The sequence below is a fragment of the Brucella sp. IR073 genome, from assembly GCF_049065735.1.
Taxonomy (GTDB): domain Bacteria; phylum Pseudomonadota; class Alphaproteobacteria; order Rhizobiales; family Rhizobiaceae; genus Paramesorhizobium.
On record NZ_JBAKHD010000005.1, the window covers coordinates 79,963 to 103,518 of the forward strand.

Here is a 23,556-nt window from a genome sequence, read left to right on the forward strand (position 1 = left end):
TCCTTACTCTTTATAGAGCACATCCTGCCCGATATCGGTCACGCGGCGCTTGCCACAGAGCGCCATGGTGATGTCGAGTTCCTTGCGGATGATGTCGAGCGCGAGGGTGACGCCCTTTTTGCCCATTGCGCCGAGGCCGTAGAGGAAAGGCCGGCCGATGAAGACGCCCTGCGCGCCGAGCGCCAGCGCCTTCAGCACGTCCTGGCCCGAGCGGATGCCGCCATCCATGTGGATTTCGATCTTGTCGCCGACGGCATCGGCGATCTTCGGCAGCATCGAGATGGAAGAGGGGGCGCCGTCAAGCTGGCGGCCGCCATGGTTGGAGACGACGATGGCATCCGCGCCTGATTGCGCGGCCATCTTTGCGTCCTCGACGTCGAGGATGCCCTTCAGGATCAACGGGCCGCCCCAGTGCTGCTTGATCCATTCGACATCGCTCCAGTTGAGGCGCGGGTCGAACTGTTCGGCGGTCCAGGCGGAGAGGGAGGAAAGGTCGGTCGCGCCCTTGGCGTGGCCCACGATGTTGCGGAAGGTGCGGCGCTGGGTGCCGAGCATGCCCATGCACCAGGCGGGCCGGGTCGCCATCTGCCAGATATGCTTGGGCGTAAATTTCGGCGGGGCGGAGAGGCCGTTGCGCAGATCCTTGTGGCGCTGGCCGAGGATTTGCAGGTCGAGGGTGAGGACGAGGGCCGAGCATTTGGCGGCCTTGGCGCGGTCGATCAGGCTTTTCACGAAATCGCGGTCGCGCATGACGTAGAGCTGAAACCAGAACGGCTTCTTCGTGACCGAGGCGACGTCTTCAATGGAACAGATGCTCATGGTGGAGAGGGTGAAGGGAACGCCGAACTCTTCCGCCGCCTGCGCCGCCAGCATCTCGCCATTGGCATGCTGCATGCCGGTGAGGCCGGTGGGGGCGAGGGCCACGGGCATGGAGACCTTCTGGCCGATCATGGTGCTTTCCAGCGAGCGGTCGGTCATGTCGACCAGAACGCGCTGGCGCAGCTGGATTTTCTTGAAGTCTTCCTCGTTGGCGCGGTAGGTACTTTCCGTCCAAGCGCCGGAATCGGCGTAATCGAAGAACATTTTGGGGACGCGGCGGCGCGCCAGTTCCTTCAAATCCGCGATTTCGTGGATTCTCGTCATTTCTCCCACCCTTTATCCATTCCTCACCCTTCCGGCATGGCGGATTGCGGCAGCGGAATCAAGTGTCATTATTGCGTTGCATATTGACGCGGATGACTTATCTGTTCCGGAACAGGACTGTCGGGGGATGGAATGACAGGCAAGGAGAGGGACGGCGGCATGCGCCATTTTGCAGCATTTGGCTGGATGCGGCTTGCCGGCCTCGGACTTATCGCCGTGGCGCTTTCAGCCTGCGAGCGGCAGGGCGAGACGGTGAAGGGCGAGGATACCGTCGCGGTCGCCGTCAAAACCGTCCATTACACCGACTATGCGCCGGAAATCGTGCTGACCGGAGCCATCGCGGCGCGCACGCTCACGAACCTGTCCTTCCGCGTCGGCGGGCAGGTGATCGAGCGCGATGCCGATGTTGGACAGCATGTCACTGCGAATGAAGTATTGGCGAAGCTCGATCCCTCTACGCAGCAGGTCAATATCCGCACGGCGCAGGCCTCCCTCGATGCTGCCAGATCGCAATTGACACAGGCGACTTCCACCTTTGAGCGGCAGCAGGTGCTGCTCGACCGTGGCTTCACCACGCGGCGGCAGTTCGACGAGGCGCAGCAGAGCCTGCGCACCGCGCAAAGCGCGGTGGCGGTGGCCGAAAGCCAGCTTGCCAACGTGCGGGACGAGCTTTCCTATACGCAATTGCGGGCCGGGATTTCCGGCGTCATCACCGCCCGCAACATCGAGGTCGGGCAAGTGGTGCAGGCGACGGAACCAGCCTTCACCATCGCCGAGGATGGCCCGCGCGACGCGGTGTTCGACGTGCAGGAAACGCTGGTGGCGAAAGGCAAGGCGGGGCGAGGGGTGACGGTGAGCCTCATCGCCAATCCGAAGATTCAGGCGCGGGGAGAGGTGCGCGAGGTGTCGCCCGTCGTTCAACCGGCCACCGGCACGGTGCGGGTCAAGGTGGGGATTATTGACACGCCGCGGGAGATGACGCTCGGCGCGCCGATCACCGGCACCATGCAGCTTGAGCCGCAACGCGCGGCGGTGCTGCCCTGGAGCGCCCTCACGTCAGATGCGGGGCGCCCGGCGGTGTTCGTCGTGGGGGAGGGCGATGTCGTTACGCTCGCACCGGTGAAGGTGCTGACCTACGAGCGCGAGCGGGTGGTGATCGTCAGCGGGGTTGAGGAAGGCCAGCGGGTGGTGACCAAGGGAACGCAAATGCTGCGGGCTGGGGAAGTGGTGGATGTGATCGAGGGGGCGGGGGAATGAGTTTTTCATTTCTGAAGCGGGGGAGATGGCTGGCAGGGCAGAGGGGGGTGCTTCGCGCATACACCAAAATAATCGCCTTCCTAACCCTCTCCTTCCTCCTCACCGCCTGCAGCGAACAGCATCAGGAGCCGCCCGAGCCCATCCGGCCTGTCCTCTACATCAAGGCGGAACCTCAGGTGCAGCGCGCTTACGGTTTCGTCGGCACGGTTGAGCCGCGCTATAGCACGAACCTTGCCTTTCGGGTGCTGGGGCGGATTATCAGCCGGGATGCGGATGTCGGGGATACGGTCAAAAAGGGCGAGACGGTCGCCGCTATTGACCCGACCTCTCTCGACCTCGCCCTACAAGCAGCGCGGGCAGATCTGGCGAGCGCGGAGGCGCAGTTCGCCAATGCCGCGGCCAGCGAAGAGCGGCAGCGCACGCTGTTCGAGCAGGGCAACATCTCGCAGGCGATGCTGGACGCGGCGACGCAAGGGAGAGATGCGGCGAGCGCGCAGGTGGAGAAGGCGCAGGCCGCGCTGGCTCAGGCGCAGGACCAGCGGAGCTATGCGCAGTTGAAATCGGATTTCGACGGCGTGGTGTCATCCGTCAGTGCTGAAGTGGGGCAGGTGGTTGCCGCGGGGCAGACGGTGCTGACCGTCGCGCGCTCGGATGTCCGCGAGGCGGTCGTGGATATACCTGACAGCATGATCGGCGATATTCCCGAAGGGACGCCTTTCGACGTCATCCTGCAATCGGCCCCCTCCACCCGGGCGAACGGGCGGGTACGGCAGATCGCCCCGCAATCCGATCCTGCCACGCGCACACGGCGCGTCCGGATCACGCTCGACAATCCGCCGCCGGCGTTCCGGCTCGGCTCGATGATATCTGCAACACGGCATGTAACGACGAAGCTTTCCGTGGTGCTCCCGCTCTCGGCGTTGCTGGAGGAAGGCGGCAAGACTTTTGTCTGGATCGCCGATCCCAGGACGGGGACAGTTGCCAGGCAGGCGGTGGACGTAGTGGCGCGCAACGGGTCGAGTTTCACGGCGGGGAATATCGCCGATGGCGCTTATGTGGTGACGGCGGGCGTCCATAGCCTCGAAGAAGGCCAGAAGGTCAGCTTGCCGCAAGAGGGGACAGGCCAGTGAAGAATTTCAATCTCTCCGACTGGGCTCTCAATCACCGCTCGCTTGTCTGGTATTTCATGCTGGTGTTCCTCGTCGCCGGCGTCGTTTCCTATATCGACCTCGGCCGCGAGGAAGACCCCGCCTTCACGATCAAGACCATGCTGGTGCAGGCCAACTGGCCGGGCGCTTCGGTCGAGGAGACGATCAACCAGGTCACCGACCGTATCGAGAAGAAGCTGGAGGAACTTGACGATCTCGATTTCACCCGCAGCGTCACCACGGCGGGAAAGACTATCGTTTTCGTCAATCTGAAAGCGACCACCAAGGGGCGGGATGTCGAGGCGACATGGGTGCGCGTGCGCAACATGATGAACGATATCCGCTCATCCTTCCCCGAGGGCGTGCTCGGGCCGTTCTTCAACGATCGTTTCGGAGATGTCTACGGGAATATCTACGCCTTCACCGCCGATGGGCTGACGCAGCGGCAATTGCGCGATTATGTCGAGGATGTTCGCACGAAGGCGCTGACCGTGCCCAACGCCGGCAAGGTCGATCTCGTCGGCGCGCAGGACGAGGCGATTTATCTGGAATTCTCGACGCGGCAGCTCGCTGCGCTGGGGCTTGACGAGCAGGCGATCCTGCAAAGCTTGCAGGACCAGAACGCCATCACGCCCTCCGGGGTCATCGAGGCGGGGCCGGAGCGGGTGAGCGTGCGGGTCAACGGGCAATTCACCTCCGAAGACAGTCTTCGCGCGGTGAATTTGCGGGTGAATAACCGCTTCTTCCGGCTGACCGATGTGGCGACCGTCACGCGCGGCTACGTCGATCCGCCGACCTCCATCTTCCGCTTCAACGGCAAGGATGCCATTGGGCTTGCCATCGGCATGAAGCCGAACGGCAATCTCCTGGAATTCGGCGAGGCGCTGCGGGAGGAAATGCGCAAGGCCGTGGCGGAGCTTCCCGTCGGCGTCGGTATGCATCAGGTGGCGAACCAGCCTGTCGTGGTGGAGGAAGCGGTATCAGGGTTTACCCGCGCATTGTTCGAGGCCATCGCCATCGTGCTAATCGTGAGCTTCATCAGCCTTGGCTTGAGGGCCGGTTTCGTGGTGTCACTCTCCATTCCGCTGGTACTTGCCATCACCTTCCTCACCATGAGCTATCTCGATATCTCGCTGCAGCGGGTCTCGCTCGGCGCGCTCATCATCGCGCTCGGCCTGCTGGTGGACGATGCGATGATTGCGGTCGAAATGATGGTGGCGCGGCTGGAGCAGGGCGACCCGCTCAACAAGGCGGCGACCTATGTCTATACTCACACCGCCTTTCCCATGCTGACGGGAACGCTGGTGACGATTGCCGGCTTCATGCCCATCGGGCTCAATTCCAGCCAGGCGGGCGAATATACATTCACCCTGTTCGTCGTCATCGCCGTGTCGCTGATCGTCTCGTGGGTCGTGGCGGTGCTGTTCGCACCATTGCTCGGCGTGACGTTCCTGCCCGCGAAAATGGCGCATCATGACGAAAAGCCGCGGCGCTTCTTCATGGCGTTTTCGCGCGTATTGCGTTTCTCCGTGCGCCATTACTGGCTCACCATCATCGCCACCGTCATCGCCTTTGCCTTGTCGGTCGTCGGCTTGCGCTTCATCGAGCAGCAATTCTTCCCGTCATCCGACCGGCCGGAACTCGTCATCGACTGGAAGCTGCCGCAGTCGAGTTCCATCGAAGAGACGAAGGCGCAGATGGAGCGGTTTGAGCAGACGATGCTCGCGGGGAATCCGGATATCGACCATTGGAGCAGCTATATCGGGCAAGGTGCGGTGCGCTTCGTGCTGACCTTCGACGTCCAGCCGGCCAATCCTTATTTCGGCCAGATGATCATCGTCGCGAAGAATATCGAGGCGCGCAACCGGCTGAAGGCAGAGTTCGACAGGGTACTGCGAAAGGATTATGTCGGCACGGATACCTTCGTGAAGTTCCTCGAGTTGGGGCCGCCGGTGGGCAGACCGGTGCAATACCGGGTCAGCGGGCCGGATATCCAGCGCTTGCGCGAGACGGCGCAGGAGGTGGCGGGGATCATGGGCGAAAACCCGCATCTCGGCGTCGTCGCCTATGACTGGAACGAGCCAGCCCGCATGATCAAGGTCGATGTCATGCAGGATAAGGCGCGGCAATTGGGCGTTTCGTCCAAGTCCATCGCGACGGCGCTCAACAGCGTGGTGGGCGGCGTTACCATCACGCAGGTGCGGGACGCGACCTACCTCATCAACGTCATTGCCAGGGCGGATGCCAGGGAGCGCGGTTCCATAGAGACGCTGCGCAATCTCCAGATCGCCACCGGCACGGGCGAATCCATCCCGCTCGCCTCGATTGCCAATTTCCGCTACGAGCTGGAACAGCCGGTGGTCTGGCGGCGCGACCGCATTCCCACCATCACGGTGTCGGCGGGCATTAATGACGGCGTGATGCCGGCGACCATCGTGCAGGAAATCGCGCCGAAGATCGATGCCTTCGCGGCCAAATTGCCTGATGGCTACAAGATCGAGACGGCGGGCACGGTGGAGGAAAGCGGCAAGAGCCAAGGGCCGATCATCGCGGTCGTGCCGCTGATGCTGTTCGTCATCGCGACGATCCTGATGGTGCAATTGCAGAGCTTCCAGCGGCTCTTCCTCGTCGTCGCCGTGGCGCCTCTGGGGCTTATCGGCGTCGTGGCGGCGCTGCTGCCATCAGGCGCGCCGCTCGGCTTCGTCGCCATTCTCGGCGTGCTGGCGCTGATCGGCATCCTTATCCGCAATTCGGTGATCCTGATCGTGCAGGTGGAAGACCTCATCAAGGAGGGCGTCCATCCATGGGAGGCGGTGGTCGAGGCGACGCAGCACCGTATGCGCCCCATCGCACTTACGGCGGCGGCGGCGAGCCTGGCGCTCATCCCTATCGCGCGCGAGGTGTTCTGGGGACCGATGGCCTATGCCATGATGGGTGGCATCATCGCGGGTACGGCCATCACGCTCCTGTTTCTACCGGCACTTTATGTGGCGTGGTTCCGGGTGAAGGAGCCGGAGGCGCAAGCGTAGCTTGAAAAGAAGAGGGTGGTGTTATAAATTGTAGGAGTGAGAAGCAGGAGTGCGACCTCCTGCCCCTCGGTACCTTATGTGATAAATCGGACCCGCACCGTCACTGACCAGGTGGTGCGGGTCTTTTTTATCTCAAAAGTGACAATGATTGGTATTGACCAAATTGGCGGATACCACATTGCAGCTTCTCCTGTCGAAAGTTGGGGCCTCTTGCCGATTGGCTGGCGCTGCCCCTCGTCGCCAGTGCGCCCCCTGGACCGGCGCGTCTGCTTTCAACCTTCGACGGAAAATCTATAACCGAGATTTTTATATTGGGCGAGTGGGGCGAGTGCGTCAATTTCTATTAGTTATTCCTAATAATTAATTTCGTATAGTGTATTTCATTGCATAGTTCAGGTATTTTATAAACTAATTCCAAAATATTCTGTTTTATTTATTATGTCTGTAGAAATACTATAAATATAAATTAATATTTGCATCGAATTTGCGAGGATTCGATGCGAGAACAGAAGAATTACAGAATTTTGTTGCGCGGAGGATGGCGGTCTCCCTTTCTTCTTTTCGTGCTTTCGCTGTTGAGCCTCATGTTTCTCGTCTCCGAGGCGCAGTCGCAGGCAGCTGTCGACTGGGCGGGGACGTGGAATACCAAATGGGCTTATGGCGCCGCGCCCATCACGTTCGAGCAGAACGGAGAGCAGGTGACGGGCCGCTACCCGCTTTACAACGGGCGCATCGAGGCCAAGGCGATGGGCAATCAGCTCATCGGCCGTTGGAGCGAGGGGGATCGGCATGGCGACTTCCTGTTTGTCCAGTCGCCTGACGGTTCCAGCTTCATGGGCCGTTTCGGCGATGCCATGGGGGAGTGGTGGACAGGTGTTCGGGCCGATGCCGCGCTCTATCAGAGTGTGCCGGTCGACCAGTCGAGCCCGATGGCGGCGATGAGCACGTTTCTCAAGGCGATGAACGAAAGCGGCGCGGACAATATTTCACGCGCCGCAGGGGGCGGGATGGCGCTGGTCGGCAAGGCGGCGAGCGTGGTCGACGTCGCTGACACGGATCGGGGCGGGCACAACATCAATGATTATGTGCATGAGCTTTACGCTGTCATCGACAAGCTCACCTTCCGCCTTTCCAACCTGCCGCACCGGACGATCAAAAGCGACGAGGCCACGGCGCGGCTCGGCCAGTTCGATACTGACGTGACCTATGACGTCAATTTCCGCCGTAAGGACGGCAAGTGGTTCATCGTCGGGCCACCGCTCGATGCGCTGAAGGCGAAGCTCGCGGCGCTTTCCAAGGCGCGCGGTGAGCCGGTGGACACGGTGAGCGAGCCGGAGAAGTTGCGCACGCCGCGCGATGCCTTCAAGGTGCTGCTCGGCAGCTTCAGCGGCGGCAGCGACGCGCCGGCAGAGAGTACGCTCAACATGCAGGGCATTCCCGCTGCCGTGCGCGCGGACGAAGCGCCGCTCTTTACCCGCTACCTCAAGAAGGTGATCGACCGGATCGGCTATGTCTACTGGCAGGAGATTCCTGACGATCCCAAGAGCAAGGCGCCTTATGTGTTCTTCCAGCATCCGGCGGGCAACATCGCGGTAGGGCCGGTCGAGACGGACAAGGGCGTCATCTGGCAGTTCACGCCGGATACGCTGCATCATATCCGCTCGCTCTATGCCTCCATCGAGGATGTGCCGGTGGCGCCCGAATTCTCGGCCACGGCGGGCGATGACGCCTATTTCAAACTACGGTCCTTCGCCCGTTGGCTCAACCCGGCCCTCTTACAACGCGCCGGGCCGGTGGATTGGTGGCAATGGCTGATGCTGGGCATTCTGGGCGCGCTCGGCATTGTGGGCGGGTTCATCGCCAAGGGGCTCCTCTACGCCTTTCACCGGCGCGGTACGGCGGCTTCCGCGGACGGAGAGCCCGCGCTGCCGCATGCCGTCGGATGGTCGGTGCGGATCATCGTTCTGGGCCTCTTCCTGCTTGCGGCGTTGCGGCTGCTGGGTCTGCCGAGCATGGTGGCGACGCCTGTCAAGGCGCTGGGCTGGGCCGCTATCCTGCTTGGTGCAGTACCGATTCTCTGGCATCTCGTCGGTAAAGCGGGGGATGTTTACCGTGACCGCTGGCCCGTTCCGGGCTATCATGAGACGCTGATCGCACTTTTGACCGGCGTTGCCCGCGCCGCCATCGTCCTCTTCGCCTTCCTGGCGCTGGCGCAGGTGTTTCAGCTGCCCTATGAGCATGTGCTGGCCGGGCTTGGCATTGGCGGCCTCGCCGTGGCGCTCGCGGCACAGCCGACCTTGCAGAATTTTCTCTCGGGCCTCACGCTCTATGCGGACCGGCCGGTCAGTGTCGGCGATTTCTGCAAATTCGACGATACGCTCGGCACGGTGGAGCATATCGGCATGCGGTCCACGCGGGTGCGTTCGCTCGACCGCACGGTGTTCTCGATCCCGAACTCGGAATTCGCCGATATGAAGATCGAGAACTACTCCCGGCGCGACCGCATCCGGTTCAACACCACGCTGCAGCTGCGCTGCGAGACGACCGCCGACCAGCTGCGATACCTGCTGGCCCAGCTGCGTCATCTGCTCATCGCGCATCCGCGCGTGATGGAAGACCTGGAGGTGCGCTTCGTCGGCTTCGGCGACTATTCCCTCGATGTGGAGATCACCGCCTATATCCGGACCCACAGTGGCGACGAATTCCTGGCGATCCGCGAGGATATCCTCCTGCATATCATGAAGATCGTCGATGAAGCCGGCGTGCAGTTCGCATTCCCGTCATCGGTCCAATACGGTCCTGACGATCTGCCGGTCGATATGGAAAAGCAGGCGGAGGCGGAGAGACGGGTTGCGGCGTGGCGCAAGGGAGAGAAGCTGCCTTTCCCGGATTTCCTCGATGAGGACAAGGCGCAGATGAGCGACACGCTTGCCTATCCGCCGGAAGGTTCTGTGCATGCATCGCCCGGCCCGGAGGCGGCCGGAAAGGGGGCGGGGCCTGCCCGGAACCAGTCACGCTGGAAGCTGTTGGGCGATAAATCGGCTCGGGGAGGGGCGCGGGCGGCGAGGTAGATCCCCCTGTCCGTCAAATGACGGCTGTTCATATCTTCGTGACAATTTTCGAAAAGGCTTGTAACTTTTCGCGGTTGGGTGCGTTACCACGCCCCCGATCCGAGGCCTGCGAGGGGTAGGCAATTTTCAAACCCGGGGACGAGACAATGAGGCTTGAGTATGAAGCGTCATATCTGCGTTGCTGTGGTTACCCGCAACAGACCCCAGATGTTGTGTCATCTGTTTTTCTCGCTGGCCGTCATGAAACGACCGCCGGAAGAGCAGCTTTCCCTTCTGGTCGTGGAGAACAACGATAAGCGGACGCTTGCGGGGATCATCGAGCCGTTTCGCGCTCTTATGCTCGGGATTAAAATAGAATACCGGAACGAGTGCGTGCCGGGCATTTCCGCCGTCAGGAATCACGCGCTGAACCATGCGATCCGGCGCGGCTACGACCTCCTCGTTTATGTGGATGATGATGAATGCGTGGAGGCGGACTGGCTGGTAAATCTGCTGGCCGAGCGTGACAGGCTCGATCTCGACATCGTCGGCTCGCCGGTGCGTCTCAAGCCCTTCGCTCGAAAGCTCACGCCGATGCAGAAACTCGTCTGGCGCGGCATCGCGCAGAGGAAGGTCAAATCGGAACAACGCTGCAAGGCGAAATGCGAGTGTGGCCGGGGGGATACCATCAAACTCGGCACCGGAAGCTGGATGGGGCGGCTCGATTTCTTCCGTGAGACGGGCCTGCGCTTCGATGCGCAGTTCGGCCTTACCGGCGGTGAAGACTGGCATTTATGGGAAAAGGCGAAGAGCCTGGGCGCCAGAACCGGCTGGGCCTGCAACGCCATCGTTTATGAGAACGTCCCTTTGTCGCGTCTGACGCTTTCTTACTACTACCGGCGCACGCGCGACCATAACATCACAGAATTCATCGCCAGCTATCGGGAAAATCCGCGAAAAACTATCCGGAACCTGCCGCTCAAACTCGCTGGGCGGGCGGTCAAGTTCCTCAGCACGGCCATCGCGATACCGTTCCGGGGCGCGCCGGGAATCGTTTCCTCCGCCGCGGCGCTCGGTGGCCTCGTCGGTCTCATGGAAGGCCCCTTCGGCAAAGTCGCGCTGCATTATCTGGAGACGATGGGATTTTGATTGGAGGAAGCAGGGTCGGCCATCTCTACTGCACTCGCGCGCGCTCTGCCAGAAAATCCAGCAGCGCGCGCACCCGGGCGGGGAGCGGGCCGCCCTGGCCGACATAGACGGCGTGGACCTCCTCCAGATCGCCGGGATTGCAATCTTCCAGCACGGGCACGAGGCGACCGGCTTCGATATCCTTGCGCACGGCGAAGGCGGCCAGCCGGGCGAGGCCGACGCCCGCCACCACCAGATGCCGCATGGCCTCTCCATCATTGACCTGGACGCTGCCGGTAACGGGCAGGGTGACGGTTCTCCCTTCATGGACGAGCGGCCACCCCTTGACAGTCCTGGCATAGCAGAAGGCGATGCGATTGTGCCCTTCGAGCTCGGGAACGGTTTTGGGTTCGCCGAAGCGTTCCAGATAGGAAGGCGCGGCGACGATGACCATGCGGGTCGCGCCGAGCTTGCGCGCGACCAGATTGGAGCTTTTCAGCGGGCCGGCGCGCACGGCGACATCGGTGCGCTCCGCCAAAAGGTCGATCACCGCATCCGTCTGCACCATGTCGAGCGCTATGCCGGGATACATTGCCAGAAATTCAGGCAGGACCGGCGCGAGGATGTGAGTTGCGAAGGAGGCGTTGGTATTGAACCGGATGCGCCCGGCAGGCTTTTCGCCGGTCGAGGCGCTACGCTCCGCCTCGTCGAGATCGGCGAGGATGCGCGTGCTGCGTTCGTAAAAGGCCGTTCCCTCCGGCGTCAATTGCAGCTTGCGCGTCGAGCGGTTAACGAGCCTTGCGCCAAGGCGGGTCTCCAGCCGGGTCATAAGCTTGCTCACCGCCGATGGCGTCATCCGGCAGGCGCGGGCAGCGGCGGAGAAGCCGCCCATCTCCACCACGCGGACGAAAACTTCCATCTCGCCGAAGCGGTTGATGTCGATGCGGCTCATGGTGAATTCAATTCATAAATCCTGTTCCTCAGCGCTCTCTACATCATCGTATGGCGCTCGTCCATATTCCGGGCCACTGCAACAATTGAGAGGCTCGATCAATGCCTTTGGCTCTTTATGCCCTGACCGCCGGTGCTTTCGGCATCGGCGTTACGGAATTCGTCATCATGGGACTGCTTTTGGACGTGAGCGCCGATTTGGGCGTCTCCATCGCCATGGCGGGCCTGCTCATATCAGGTTACGCGCTGGGTGTCGTCGTCGGCGCACCTGTCATGACCATCCTGACCGGCCGGTGGCCGCGCAAGACCGTGCTTCTCGGCCTGATGCTGATCTTCACCATCGGCAACGTCGCCTGCGCGCTCGCGCCCGGCTATGGCTTCCTGATGGCGGCGCGGGTGCTGACCGCCTTTGCGCACGGCACTTTCTTCGGCGTCGGCTCGGTGGTGGCGACCAATCTCGTCGCGCCCGACAAGCGGGCCTCCGCCATCGCCGTCATGTTCACGGGGCTGACCGTGGCCAACATTCTCGGCGTCCCCTTCGGCACCTGGCTCGGCCAGCAATTCGGCTGGCGCGCCACCTTCTGGGCGGTGGCGCTGGTCGGGGCCGTCGCGCTCGCCATCATCGCGCTGCTCGTGCCCCGCGACAAGGCCGCGCCGGAGGCGGGCGCCTGGCGGGCGGACCTGAAGGCGCTCGCGCGCCGCCCGGTGCTGCTCGGCTTTCTGACGACGGTGCTTGGCTATGCCGGTGTCTTCGCGGTGTTCACTTATATTGCTCCGGCGCTGACACGGATTACCGGCTTTTCTGAAGGCGCGGTGTCTCCGATCCTGCTCGTCTTTGGCGGCGGGCTGATCGTCGGCAATATCGTCGGCGGCAAACTTGCAGACCGGCATTTGGTGAAAACCGTCATCGGCACACTGGTCGTGCTTGCCGCCGTGCTCGGCCTCATGACCTTCGCGCTGCATGAGAAGACTGCGGCCATCGCCTTCGTCGGACTGCTCGGGGCTGCCGCCTTCGCAACGGTCGCGCCGCTGCAGATGTGGGTGCTGTCGAAGGCGGAGGGCGCGGGCCAGAGCCTCGCCTCCAGTTTCAACATCGCCGCCTTCAACCTCGGCAATGCGCTCGGAGCGTGGGCTGGCGGCGCGGTGATCGACCACGGCCCGGGGCTGGGCGCCATCCCTGTCGTCGCTGCACTCATCACCTTGGGCGGACTCGCCATCGCGGTCATCAGCATCCGGATGGATGGGCGCGGCGTGCCTTCCGGGGCGACCGCCAACGCCTGAACTGAACATTCTCCTTCCTCGACATTTGAAAGTGAAAAAAGCCATGGAATACAGATATTTGGGTAAATCCGGCCTGAAAGTTCCCGTCCTCAGCTTCGGCGCGGGAACATTCGGCGGGCAGGGGCCGCTCTTCGGCGCATGGGGTAACACGGATGCGGACGAAGCGCGGCGGCTCGTCGATATTTGCCTGGAGGCAGGCGTCAATCTGTTCGACACGGCCGATGTCTATTCGAACGGCGCTTCGGAGGAGGTGCTGGGCGAGGCGATCCGGGGACGCCGCGATCAGGTGATCCTCTCGACCAAGACCGGCCTGCCAATGGGCGAGGGGCCGAACGATGCGGGCACGTCGCGCAGCCGGTTGATCAAGGCGGTCGACGACGCGCTGCGGCGGCTTGGAACTGACTATATCGACCTGCTGCAACTGCACGCCTTCGATGCGGGAACGCCGGTCGAGGAGGTGCTGTCGACGCTGGATGGTCTCGTCCGGGCTGGCAAGATCCGCTATGTGGGCGTTTCCAATTTCGCGGGCTGGGAGTTGATGAAGTCGCTCGCCGTGGCGGAAAAACATGGCTATCCGCGCTATGTCGCGCATCAGGCCTATTACTCGCTGGTGGGGCGCGATTATGAATGGGAACTGATGCCGCTCGGCCTCGATCAAGGCGTCGGCGCGCTGGTGTGGAGCCCGCTGGGCTGGGGAAGGCTCACCGGCAAGATCCGCCGTGGCCAGCCGCTGCCGGAGCAGAGCCGCCTGCACCAGACCGCGGAATATGGCCCGCCAGTGGATGACGAAAGGCTTTACCGGATCATCGACGTGCTGGACACGATTACCGGGGAAACCGGGAAGACCATCCCGCAGATCGCGCTCAACTGGCTGCTGGGCCGCCCGACGGTGTCATCGGTCATCATCGGCGCGCGCAATGAGGAGCAATTGCGCCAGAATCTGGGCGCTGTCGGCTGGTCGCTGACGGCGGAGCAGGTCGCCAGGCTCGACGAGGCCAGCGCCGTGACCGCGCCCTATCCCTATTTTCCGTATCGGCGGCAGGCGGGCTTCGCGAGGCTGAATCCGCCTTTGGTGTAAAAAAAGGGGGCGGATTAGCCCGCCCCACCATCATCAATCGCGATATTCACCGCATCGAACGCCGCCTCGGCGATATCGAACATCTGGTCGATCTGCTCTTCCGTGATGATTAGCGGCGGGCAGAAGGCGAGGGCGTCGCCGACATTGCGTCCGATCAGGCCGCGCTCGTGCATGGCGCGGTTGATGGTGAGGCCGAGCGCGCCGGGCTTATCGGCGAAGGCGGCGTGGTAAACCTCGAGTGCGCCGATGAGGCCGACGCCGCGGGCTTCCACCACCAGCGGATGGCTTTCCAACGTGCGCAGGCGGGAGAGGAAATGTGGGCTCAGGTTCCGGGCATTGCCGACCAGATCCCGCTCCTCGAGGATGGCGAGGTTTTCCAGCGCCACCGCAGCGGCGACGGGATGGCCGCTGGCAGTGAAGCCGTGGCCGAACGTGCCGATTTCGGCGGATTGATCCGCGAGCGGCTGGTAGACCCGGTCGTTGATGAGCACGGCGGAAATGGGCAGGTAGGAGGAGGCGAGCTGCTTAGACAGCGTCATGATGTCAGGCTCGATTTCATATCGGGTCGAGCCGAACATCTCGCCGGTGCGACCGAAGCCGCAGATGACTTCGTCGGCGATGAGCAAAATGTCGTATTTCCTGAGGACTTCCTGGATTTCCCGCCAATAGCCTGTCGGAGGCACGATCACACCTCCGGCACCCATGACAGGCTCGCCGATGAAGGCGGCGACGGTTTCCGGTCCTTCCGCAAGGATCAGGTCTTCCAGGTCCCTGGCGCAGCGCTGGGCGAATTCGAGCTCGCTTTCGCCGGGGACCGCTCCCGTACGGTAATGCGGGCAGGTGGTGTGGAGAATGCCCGGCATCGGCAGGTCGAAGGCGCGGTGGTTGTTGGGCAGGCCGGTGAGGCTGGCGCTCGCCAGTGTGACGCCGTGATAGCCCTTCATGCGCGAGATGATCTTTTTCTTCTCCGGCTTGCCGAGCGCATTGGAGCGATAGCGGACGATCTTCACCACCGTATCGTTGGCCTCGGAGCCGGAATTGGTGAAATAGACCTTCGACATCGGCACCGGCGCCATGGCGATCAGCTTTTCCGCCAGTTCGACGGAGGGGCCATGCGTCTTCTGGGTGAAGGTGTGGTAATAGGGCAGCTTCTCCATCTGCCGCGCGGCCGCCTCGACCAGCCGCTTTTCGCCGAAGCCGACGGCGACGCTCCATAGCCCGGCCATGCCCTCGATATAGCGCTTGCCGTTGTTATCGAAGACATAAATGCCTTCGCCCCGCTCGATGACGAGAGAGCCTTCCGCCTCCTGCTTGCGGGCATTGGTATAGGAATGGAGCTGATAGGCGATGTCTTTTGCTTCAATGGAATTGGGCTGATGGGACACGGCAAGGCACCTGCTGTTTCAATCGATCAGCCAAAGCTAGCCGAGCGCCGCGTATGAGGGAAGGGCGCATGGCGGATATTTCTCAACCTGCCGCGCGCCCTCGTTTCTGCCCCGTCAGTTTGTATCGGCGTCGGCGACAATCGCCCCTTGCCCGATCTTTAGGAGTGGACGGTTATGCCGGGTCTCATCCGAGTGGGGAGGAGATGGCGTATGGATCGGGCTGCTGCTTTCCACAGGTCTGGGTGGGATGAACGGGCTGGCATGGGCCGTGCTCGGAGTCGCTCCTTCGCCAATACGGGGCAGCGGATGGCGAGGGAATGAGGGCATGGCCGGGCTGGCATGGGCCGCGCTCGGAGTCGCTCCTTCGCCAATACGGGGAAACGGACGGCGGGGGAATGAGGGCATAGCCGGGCTTGCAGGAACAGCGCCCGGAATCGCTCCCTGGCCGATGCGTGGGGGAGCCGGACGGGCGGGGGAAAGCGGCTGGATCGGGCTGGCCGGAGTTAATGGCATGAGCGGCGTGGCCGGGCTCGCGGGCGTGGCTGGATAAATCGGCCGGCGGCGATGGTGGTGATGGCGGTAATAGCCGTCGTCATAGTAGCCATTGTTGTAATAATAGCCGTTGTAATAATTGTTATAATAGCTGGGGCCGCTATACCAGCTCGATCCGCCATACCAGATTGGGCCGTCATATCCATCGTAGCCATCGGTTTCCACGCAGCCGGACAAAGCTACCCCAATGGCGCAGATCATTGCGGCGAGGCCCAAAGATTTCATCGACATGGTTCTACCCTCCTACGAGGAGACCGCTCGGAATACGAATTTGGAGCGCGCGAAAAGTCCTGGGCAGGATTGCATCCTGTCCAGGACTGCGTGAGGGGACATGGGTGGCTATTCTCTCGCGGCATGCCAGGCACCGCCATCGGCACCGTCGCCCGAGATTTCGCCGGCCTTCTTGTCCTTCACATAGCGGTAAAGCGGCCGGCCGTTATGCGCCCATTGCTGAGTGCCGTCCTTGCGCTGGATGAGCGTGTAGTCGTCATCGGTGACCGTGGCGCCCTGGGCGGCGGTCAGGGGCGGCCAGTTTTTTGCGCATTGATCGTAGCAATTCGACGTTCCCACACCGTCTTTGGTGTGGATATAGAGCGCCATGCCATTGGCGTCGGTCAATATCTCACCTTTCGCCGTTGGCAGCGTACGGATTGCACCACCGGCATGGATGTCGTCGGCATGTGCAAAGGGCACTGCAAAGGCGAGAGCCGCGGTGGTGAAAAGCAGGGTACGAATAGTCATCATTAGCTCCTTGGGGTTAGAGTGGTCCGACCCGCTGGGGAGGTTAACAATTGGTATATGATTTTTGTTCCCAACTTTTTGATAGAAGGAAATTGAGCATTTAATCGATTACTTAAGTTAAATTTGGCGCTGAAGCGCTGATTCTTAAAAAAGCCCCGCTGAAAAAGCGGGGCCAGGAGGGCCTAGAGGGGCCTAAAGGGTGGACGCGGATATCGTTCTCTTCGCTGCGTGACCGCCGCGTTACTGTGAGAGGATCTCGCGCTTGCCGACATGGTTCGCCGGGCCGACCAGCCCTTCCTTCTCCATCCGCTCCACCAGCGAGGCGGCGCGGTTGTAGCCGATGCCGAGGCGGCGCTGGATGTAGGAGGTGGAGCACTTCTTGTCGCGCATGATCACCTTGACCGCCTGGGCGTAGAGATCGTCGTCACCATCCTCTTCCGCCATGGCGGTCTTGTCGAACACGGCGGTATCTTCCGGCTCCGGCGTTTCTTCCTCTTCATCCGCGGTGACGGTGTTGAGGTAGTCCGGACGGCCCTGAAGCTTCAGGTGCGACACGACCTTCTCGACTTCCTCGTCGGAAACGAAGGGGCCGTGGACGCGGGAGATGCGGCCGCCGCCGACCATGTGCAGCATGTCGCCCTGGCCGAGGAGCTGCTCCGCGCCCATTTCGCCGAGGATGGTGCGGCTGTCGATCTTCGACGTCACCTGGAAGGAAATACGGGTCGGGAAGTTCGCCTTGATCGTGCCGGTGATGACATCGACCGAAGGACGCTGCGTCGCCATGATCAGGTGGATGCCGGCGGCGCGGGCCATCTGGGCGAGACGCTGGATCGCGCCTTCGATTTCCTTGCCCGCGACCATCATCAGGTCGGCCATCTCATCGACGATGATGACGATATAGGGCATCGGCGAGAGGTCCATTTCCTCCTGCTCGTAGAGGGTCTCGCCGGTGTTCTTGTCGAAGCCGGTCTGGACGGTGCGGACGATCGCCTCGCCCTTTTCCTTGGCGGCGGCGACGCGGGCGTTGAAGCCGTCGATGTTGCGCACGCCGACCGCCGACATCTTGCGATAGCGGTCTTCCATCTCGCGCACCGCCCATTTCAATGCCATGACGGCCTTCTTAGGGTCGGTGACGACGGGCGTGAGCAGATGCGGGATGCCGTCATAGATCGACAGTTCGAGCATCTTCGGGTCCACCATGATCAGGCGGCACTGTTCGGGCGTCATCCGGTAGAGCAGCGACAGGATCATGGTGTTGATGGCCACGGACTTGCCCGAGCCGGTGGTGCCGGCGACGAGCAAATGCGGCATCTTGGCCAGTTCCGCCACGACCGGCTCGCCGCCGATGCTCTTGCCGAGGCAGAGCGCCAGCTTGTAATCCGTGTCCTGGAAATCCTCCGAGGTGATCATCTCGCGGAAATAGACCGTTTCGCGATTGGCGTTCGGAAGCTCGATGCCGATGACATTGCGGCCCGGAACCACCGCCACGCGGGCCGAAAGGGCCGACATGGAGCGGGCGATATCGTCGGCAAGACCGATGACGCGCGAGGATTTGATGCCCGGCGCGGGCTCGAACTCGTAGAGCGTGACCACAGGGCCGGGGCGGACATGGATGATCTCGCCCTTGACGCCGAAATCTTCCAACACGCTTTCCAGAAGCCCGGCCTTACGCTCCAGCATTTCCTGCGTGATGACTTCGCCCTCCTGCGCGGGCGGCTCCTGCAACAGCTCGACCGGCGGCAGCTCGTAGCCATGCTGGCCCTGCGCGCCCATCAGGCGCAACTCCATGCGAGCGGGCGTGAAGGACTGCTCGCGGCGCGGCATCATGGTGACGACGGTCGAGGATACAGGGGCAGGAGCTGCGGCGATCGGCGCGGGCTCGACGGCCTGTTCTTGTTCCACTGCCGCTTCCGGGGCGCTTACCGTTTCGGCTTGCGGCTCGTTATCCTGAACGACCTCGGCTGCTGCTTCTTCAATCTCCGGCTTGGACTGCGCGGCGGCTACGGTTTCCGGCGTCGCGGCAACTTCCGCCACGGGCGCTACCGGCTCCGGTGTGACGGCCACGGGCATGGTTGCGGCCAGCGCTTCCGCCACCTTGTCGGCCATGCCCGGCTGCTTCCATTCGCGCACGCGGAAGAGCTCGGTGATTGCCGTCGCCTGCGGCTTCGGCCGGGCGGGGGCGGCAACCGGTGCAGCGGGCAGTTCGCCGAAAATATCGACCGATTCCCAGAAGGCGAAATCGGACAGATGGGTGAAAGGCGTGTCATGACGGCTGACGGCTTGCTCCTTACTTGCGGGAGCGGCGGCCATGACGGGCGCCGGCTTTACAATGGGAGCAGCCGCCACAGGCTGAGGGGCGGCCACCACTGCCTGCGGGGCAGGGGCGGGCGCAGCCACGGCAACGCTTGCCGCCGGCTGGGGCTTCACCGGAGCGTCCTTTTTCGGGCGCACCAGATCATTCGCACGCGGATCGGTGGGCGGCGTCTTGGACTTTTCCAGCTCGATCTGCGGCGTGCGGGTAAAGCGCACATTTTCGCCCATGGAAAAAGCGTGCTTCCACACCGGGGGATAGCCGGATTGGTTCGTGTGCTCGCTGCGTGCACCGGATGCGGCCAGCTGCTGAGGGACGGGGCGCATAGCGCTCGCCGCCGGTTGCACCGGACGCGGCGTTATCGGCTGAAGCTGGACCGGACGGAGCGGCTGATAGACGCCCGGAGCGGTCTGCCGGACGGCTTCCCCGCGATAACCGGTGGGCGCATGGGATGGGTTGATGGATTCGGCGGCCGTACGGCTGGGTACGCTGGGGGGGATCGGCTCGCGCCGTTCGTTTTCTTCGTCGTAGTCGTTTGAATTAATTGGGAAATTTGTTCTCTGGATACGCATTACACCTGCAACCCGCAAATAGGAGATCGCCCGCTTGGCTTACCTATAATCAATAAAAAATGAAGGTTAATAGTGTCCTTAAAGGCGGGGAAATAAGGTAGGGAAGGGGCTCGATCGTGGTCTCGAAGCACATTCTCTGTGTGCTCGCGGTGGCCGCAAAAAGCACGGGGCGAGCAGTCACTCGTCTGTCACATATAATTTACGCACATAGAAATTAAATTTGACGCGCGGAAAGTTTTGTGGTTGGCTTCCTTTGTCGGCTGGCATAGGGAGCCCGTCAGCACAGAATAGTTTCATAATTCGGCTCCGATAAATCCCGGGAGGATTTCGTGACCCTTTCTCGTTTCCTGAAGCCGCTGCTCGCTTCCGCGGCGATCTCTCTCATGACGATTGCCGCCCATGCGGATGGCATCGGCGCCTCGCTGCTGACGCAGCAGCATCCGTTCTATAACGAGCTGGCCAAGGCCATCACCGAAGAGGCGAAGGCCAAAAATGTGCCGCTCGAAATCTCCATCGCCAATCAGGACCTGAACAAGCAGCTTGCCGATGTAGAAGACTTCATCGTCAAGGGCATCGACGTGCTGATCATCTCGCCTGTCGATAGCAAGGGCGCTGTCGCAGCGATCAAGCGGGCGGAGGCGGCGGGCATCAAGGTCATCACGGTCGACGTGCCTGTGGATGGCGTGGAAGTGACCTCGCATATCGGCACTGACAATTATGCCGGCGGCGTCAAGGCGGGCGAGCTCATGGCCCAGGAGCTTGGCGACAAGGGCAATGTGGCAATCATCGATTATCCGACCGTGCAGTCGGTGGTAAACCGCGTCAAGGGCTTCAAGGACGCCCTCGCCAAGCATCCGAACATCAAGATCGTTGCCCAGCAGACCGGCATCACCCGCGCCGAGGCGCTGGCGGCGGCGCAGAACATGCTGCAGGCCAATCCTGACATCAACGGCATCTTCGGCTTCGGCGACGACGCGGCGCTTGCTGCTGCCGTGGCGGTGAAGTCGGCGGGCCTCACCGGCAAGGTGAAGGTGATCGGCTTCGACGGCATGCCTGAAGCGATTAACGCTGTGAACACCGATCCCGACATGGTCGGCGTCATCCAGCAATATCCGGACAAGATGGGCAAGCTCGCCGTCGATACGGCGGTGAAGGTGATCGCCGGGGAGAAGGTCCCCGCCGAGCAGCCGATCGAGCCGGGCGTTTACACGAAGAAGAAGTAATTCGGTCAGGGCCGTGCGGCGGCGCTGTGGCCTACCCCTCATCCGGCCGCTTTGCGGCCACCTTCTCCCACAAGGGGAGAAGGGAGGTGGGTGGCATTCCCATTGATGCCAGCCCCTAACGTTTGCGATTGGCGGAAGCGCTCGCGCAAGCTTCTTCTCCCCTTGTGGGAGAAGGTGGCCGCGCGTAGCGCGGACGGATGAGGGGTTGCTGCGCACCGCCGGCCCAGAGGATAAATCCATGGCTTCTTCCGGTAACGATATCATCCTGGATATCAGTGACGTCACCAAAACCTTCGGGCAGGTAGCGGCGCTGAAATCCATGCAGTTGCAGGTCCGGCGCGGGCGGGTTCATACGATCCTGGGCGAAAACGGCGCGGGAAAATCGACGCTGATGAAGATCCTCGCCGGGGTCTATCAGCCGACTTCCGGCAGCATCGTGCTCGACGGCACGCCCTATGCGCCCGCCGATCCGCAGGAGGCGGCGCGGGCGGGGCTGACCATCGTCTTCCAGGAACTGAGCCTCTGCAACAATCTGACGGTTGCCGAAAACATTCTGGCGACGCGCGAACCGGCGACGGCGGGTTTCATCAACGACCGGGCGCTTGTGGCCAAAGCTGCCGCGCTTGTCGAGGAACTGGGCCTGCCTGTCGATGTGACCGAAAAGGTCGGCAATCTCTCCATCGCCCAGCGGCAATTGGTGGAAATCGCCAAGGGGCTCAGCATCGAGGCGAAGGTGGTGATCCTCGACGAGCCGACCTCCTCCTTGAGCGACAGCGAGGCGGAAATTCTCTTCGGCATCATCGAGAGGCTGAAGCGCAAGGGCGTTGCGGTCATCTACATCTCGCATCGCATGGAGGAGATCATGCGGCTCAGCGACGACATCACCGTCGTGCGCGACGGAAGCTATATCGCCACCCGCGAAAAGCAGGACGCGACCATTGAGGAACTGATCGCGCTGATGGTCGGGCGCGACATGAACGAGATTTACCCCCCCCGCGACGTAGCCGTGCCAACAGGTGCGCCGGTTCTGGAAGTAAATGGCCTTTCGCGGGACGGCGAGTTCGAGCAGGTTTCCTTCGAGGTGAGGGCAGGGGAGATCTTCGGCTTTTTCGGGCTTGTCGGCTCTGGACGCTCGGAGGTGATGAACACGCTGTTCGGCATCAAGCGCGCCTCGTCGGGCACCGTCGCCATCGATGGCAGCACGGTCTCGACTGCCTCTCCCGCGCAAGCCATCGGCCGGGGCATCGCCTTCGTCACCGAAAACCGCAAGGAGGAAGGGCTGGTGCTGAGTCACAGCGTCTCCTCCAACATCTCCATGGTGGGGTTGAAGGCATTCTCCAATTTCTTCGGTTTCCTCCGCAGGGGCGAGGAGCGCGAGGCGGCCAATGGCGAGGTCAAGCGGCTTGCGATCAAGACCGCCTCGCTGGAAACACCTGCCGGCGCGCTTTCAGGCGGCAACCAGCAGAAGATCGTGCTGGCGAAATGGCTGCTGACGCGCCCGAAAATCCTCATCCTCGACGAGCCGACGCGCGGTGTCGATGTCGGGGCTAAATTCGAAATTTACAAGATTATCCGCCAGCTGGCCGCGGAAGGCACGGCGATCCTGCTCATCTCCTCCGAGCTGCCGGAGGTGATCGGCATGAGCGACCGCATCGCCGTCATGCATGAGGGGCGGCTCAGCGCCACCCTTTCGGGCAACGACCGCACGCCGGAAAAGATCATGACTTTTGCAACGGGTTTCGCATCATGAGCAACAATTCCAACGCCACGATGATGAGGGCGGCGAAGCAATATGGCGGCATTCTCCTGTCGCTCATCGTGCTGTGCGTCATCTTTTCGGTGGTCAATCCCCGCTTCATGTCGGTGGCGAATTTCCTCAACGTGCTGCAGCAGGTGTCGGTCATCGCCATCGCCGCCTTCGGCATGACCTGGGTGATCCTGCTGGGCGAAATCGACCTTTCCATCGGCTCGATCATTGCCGTGGCCGGGATGGTGGGAGCGCAGTGCTTCGCCTTCGGGCTCGGCTTCGTTCCGGCGATTGCGCTGACGCTGCTGACCGGGGCGATCCTCGGCTTCATCAACGGCACGCTCACGGCCAAGCTGATGCTGCCGTCCTTCATCGTGACGGTGGCGACGATGGGCATTTATCGCGGGCTCGTCAGCCTGCCGACCAATGGCGCGCCGGAAATGATCACCGATGCGAGCTGGACCGCCATCGGCACGAACAATTTTCTCGGCATACCCATCATCATCTGGATCGTCGCGGCGCTGTTTCTCGTCAATCATATCCTCTTGAGCAAGACGACCTTCGGCCGGCGCGCCTATCTCACCGGCGGCAACCGCGAGGCGGCGCTCTATTCAGGCATCAAGGTGGACCGTCTGAAGATCATCATCTTCATGATCTCGGGCGTCATGGCGGCGGTGAGCGGCATCCTGCTCTCCTCGCGCCTCTTCTCGGCGCAGACCAATGCCGGGGTGAGCTATGAGCTCGACGCCATCGCCGCGGCGGTGCTGGGCGGCACCAGCCTTGCCGGCGGCGTCGGCACCATGGTCGGCACGCTGATCGGCGCGCTCATCATCGGCGTCATGAACAACGGCATGAACATGCTCTCCGTCCCGTATTTCTACCAGCTGATCGTCAAGGGCCTGGTGATCCTCATCGCCGTCTATCTCGATGTGCGCGCGAAGCGGGCAAAGCAGTAATCAA

At 62.2% G+C, this 23,556-nt stretch carries 16 protein-coding genes; 10 read left to right on the plus strand and 6 right to left on the minus strand.

Translation table 11 applies throughout. From position 1 onward, the window contains the following. Nucleotides 1–3 precede the first annotated feature (3 nt). The gene (locus tag ACOWVG_RS12295; protein ID WP_420962505.1) at nt 4–1,143 is read right to left on the minus strand and encodes an alpha-hydroxy acid oxidase; all 1,140 of its coding nucleotides are present in this window, start codon (nt 1,141–1,143) and stop codon (nt 4–6) included. Between the two features lie 159 nt (nt 1,144–1,302). On the opposite strand from ACOWVG_RS12295, the gene ACOWVG_RS12300 reads away from it, so the two are divergent. The 5 genes from ACOWVG_RS12300 (at nt 1,303) to ACOWVG_RS12320 (ending at nt 10,776) form a co-directional block, all read left to right on the plus strand. Beyond that, complete coding sequence (locus ACOWVG_RS12300; RefSeq protein ID WP_420962507.1) at nt 1,303–2,400, plus strand: efflux RND transporter periplasmic adaptor subunit; 1,098 nt, start codon at nt 1,303–1,305, stop codon at nt 2,398–2,400. Beyond that, nucleotides 2,397–3,530 carry an efflux RND transporter periplasmic adaptor subunit gene (locus ACOWVG_RS12305; protein ID WP_420962508.1) on the plus strand — a complete coding sequence of 378 codons (1,134 nt, stop codon included), beginning with the start codon at nt 2,397–2,399 and terminating at the stop codon, nt 3,528–3,530. Before ACOWVG_RS12300 ends, ACOWVG_RS12305 begins: the two co-directional genes overlap by 4 nt. Further along, nucleotides 3,527–6,577 carry an efflux RND transporter permease subunit gene (locus tag ACOWVG_RS12310; protein WP_420962509.1) on the plus strand — a complete coding sequence of 1,017 codons (3,051 nt, stop codon included), beginning with the start codon at nt 3,527–3,529 and terminating at the stop codon, nt 6,575–6,577. Before ACOWVG_RS12305 ends, ACOWVG_RS12310 begins: the two co-directional genes overlap by 4 nt. A gap of 584 nt (nt 6,578–7,161) precedes the next feature. Further along, nucleotides 7,162–9,648, plus strand: a complete 2,487-nt coding sequence (locus ACOWVG_RS12315) for a mechanosensitive ion channel family protein (protein ID WP_420962510.1) — start codon at nt 7,162–7,164, stop codon at nt 9,646–9,648. 159 nt (nt 9,649–9,807) lie between these two features. Then, nucleotides 9,808–10,776 (plus strand): glycosyltransferase, encoded by a 969-nt coding sequence (locus tag ACOWVG_RS12320; protein WP_420962511.1) that lies wholly within the window; start codon nt 9,808–9,810, stop codon nt 10,774–10,776. Nucleotides 10,777–10,801: 25 nt separating this feature from the next. Here the strand turns inward: ACOWVG_RS12320 and ACOWVG_RS12325 are convergent, their stop codons facing one another. After that, nucleotides 10,802–11,707, minus strand: coding sequence for a LysR family transcriptional regulator (locus tag ACOWVG_RS12325; RefSeq protein ID WP_420962512.1), 906 nt, complete (start codon nt 11,705–11,707; stop codon nt 10,802–10,804). A gap of 101 nt (nt 11,708–11,808) precedes the next feature. On the opposite strand from ACOWVG_RS12325, the gene ACOWVG_RS12330 reads away from it, so the two are divergent. Together ACOWVG_RS12330 and ACOWVG_RS12335 are read left to right on the plus strand one after the other, a co-directional pair. Continuing rightward, nucleotides 11,809–12,987: an MFS transporter gene (locus ACOWVG_RS12330; protein ID WP_420962513.1), complete on the plus strand. Its 1,179-nt coding sequence runs from the start codon at nt 11,809–11,811 to the stop codon at nt 12,985–12,987. Nucleotides 12,988–13,030: 43 nt separating this feature from the next. Further along, entirely contained in the window at nt 13,031–14,065 is a 1,035-nt protein-coding gene (locus tag ACOWVG_RS12335; protein ID WP_420962514.1) for an aldo/keto reductase, read from the plus strand. A gap of 14 nt (nt 14,066–14,079) precedes the next feature. Here the strand turns inward: ACOWVG_RS12335 and ACOWVG_RS12340 are convergent, their stop codons facing one another. The 4 genes from ACOWVG_RS12340 to ACOWVG_RS12355 form a co-directional block, all read right to left on the minus strand. Beyond that, nucleotides 14,080–15,450, minus strand: a complete 1,371-nt coding sequence (locus ACOWVG_RS12340; protein ID WP_420962515.1) for an aspartate aminotransferase family protein — start codon at nt 15,448–15,450, stop codon at nt 14,080–14,082. Nucleotides 15,451–15,564: 114 nt separating this feature from the next. Then, complete coding sequence (locus ACOWVG_RS12345) at nt 15,565–16,233, minus strand: hypothetical protein (protein WP_420962516.1); 669 nt, start codon at nt 16,231–16,233, stop codon at nt 15,565–15,567. Between the two features lie 108 nt (nt 16,234–16,341). Then, nucleotides 16,342–16,743: a hypothetical protein gene (locus ACOWVG_RS12350; protein WP_420962518.1), complete on the minus strand. Its 402-nt coding sequence runs from the start codon at nt 16,741–16,743 to the stop codon at nt 16,342–16,344. Nucleotides 16,744–16,983: 240 nt separating this feature from the next. Further along, a complete protein-coding gene (locus ACOWVG_RS12355) occupies nt 16,984–19,626 on the minus strand; it encodes a DNA translocase FtsK (RefSeq protein WP_420962519.1) in 2,643 nt (880 codons plus the stop codon). 383 nt (nt 19,627–20,009) lie between these two features. On the opposite strand from ACOWVG_RS12355, the gene ACOWVG_RS12360 reads away from it, so the two are divergent. The 3 genes from ACOWVG_RS12360 (at nt 20,010) to ACOWVG_RS12370 (ending at nt 23,552) form a co-directional block, all read left to right on the plus strand. Next, on the plus strand, nt 20,010–20,849 hold the full coding sequence (locus tag ACOWVG_RS12360) for a substrate-binding domain-containing protein (protein ID WP_420962890.1): 840 nt from the start codon (nt 20,010–20,012) through the stop codon (nt 20,847–20,849). 238 nt (nt 20,850–21,087) lie between these two features. Then, nucleotides 21,088–22,599: a sugar ABC transporter ATP-binding protein gene (locus ACOWVG_RS12365; RefSeq protein ID WP_420962521.1), complete on the plus strand. Its 1,512-nt coding sequence runs from the start codon at nt 21,088–21,090 to the stop codon at nt 22,597–22,599. Continuing rightward, nucleotides 22,596–23,552, plus strand: coding sequence for an ABC transporter permease (locus ACOWVG_RS12370; protein ID WP_420962524.1), 957 nt, complete (start codon nt 22,596–22,598; stop codon nt 23,550–23,552). Before ACOWVG_RS12365 ends, ACOWVG_RS12370 begins: the two co-directional genes overlap by 4 nt. Nucleotides 23,553–23,556: the final 4 nt, after the last annotated feature.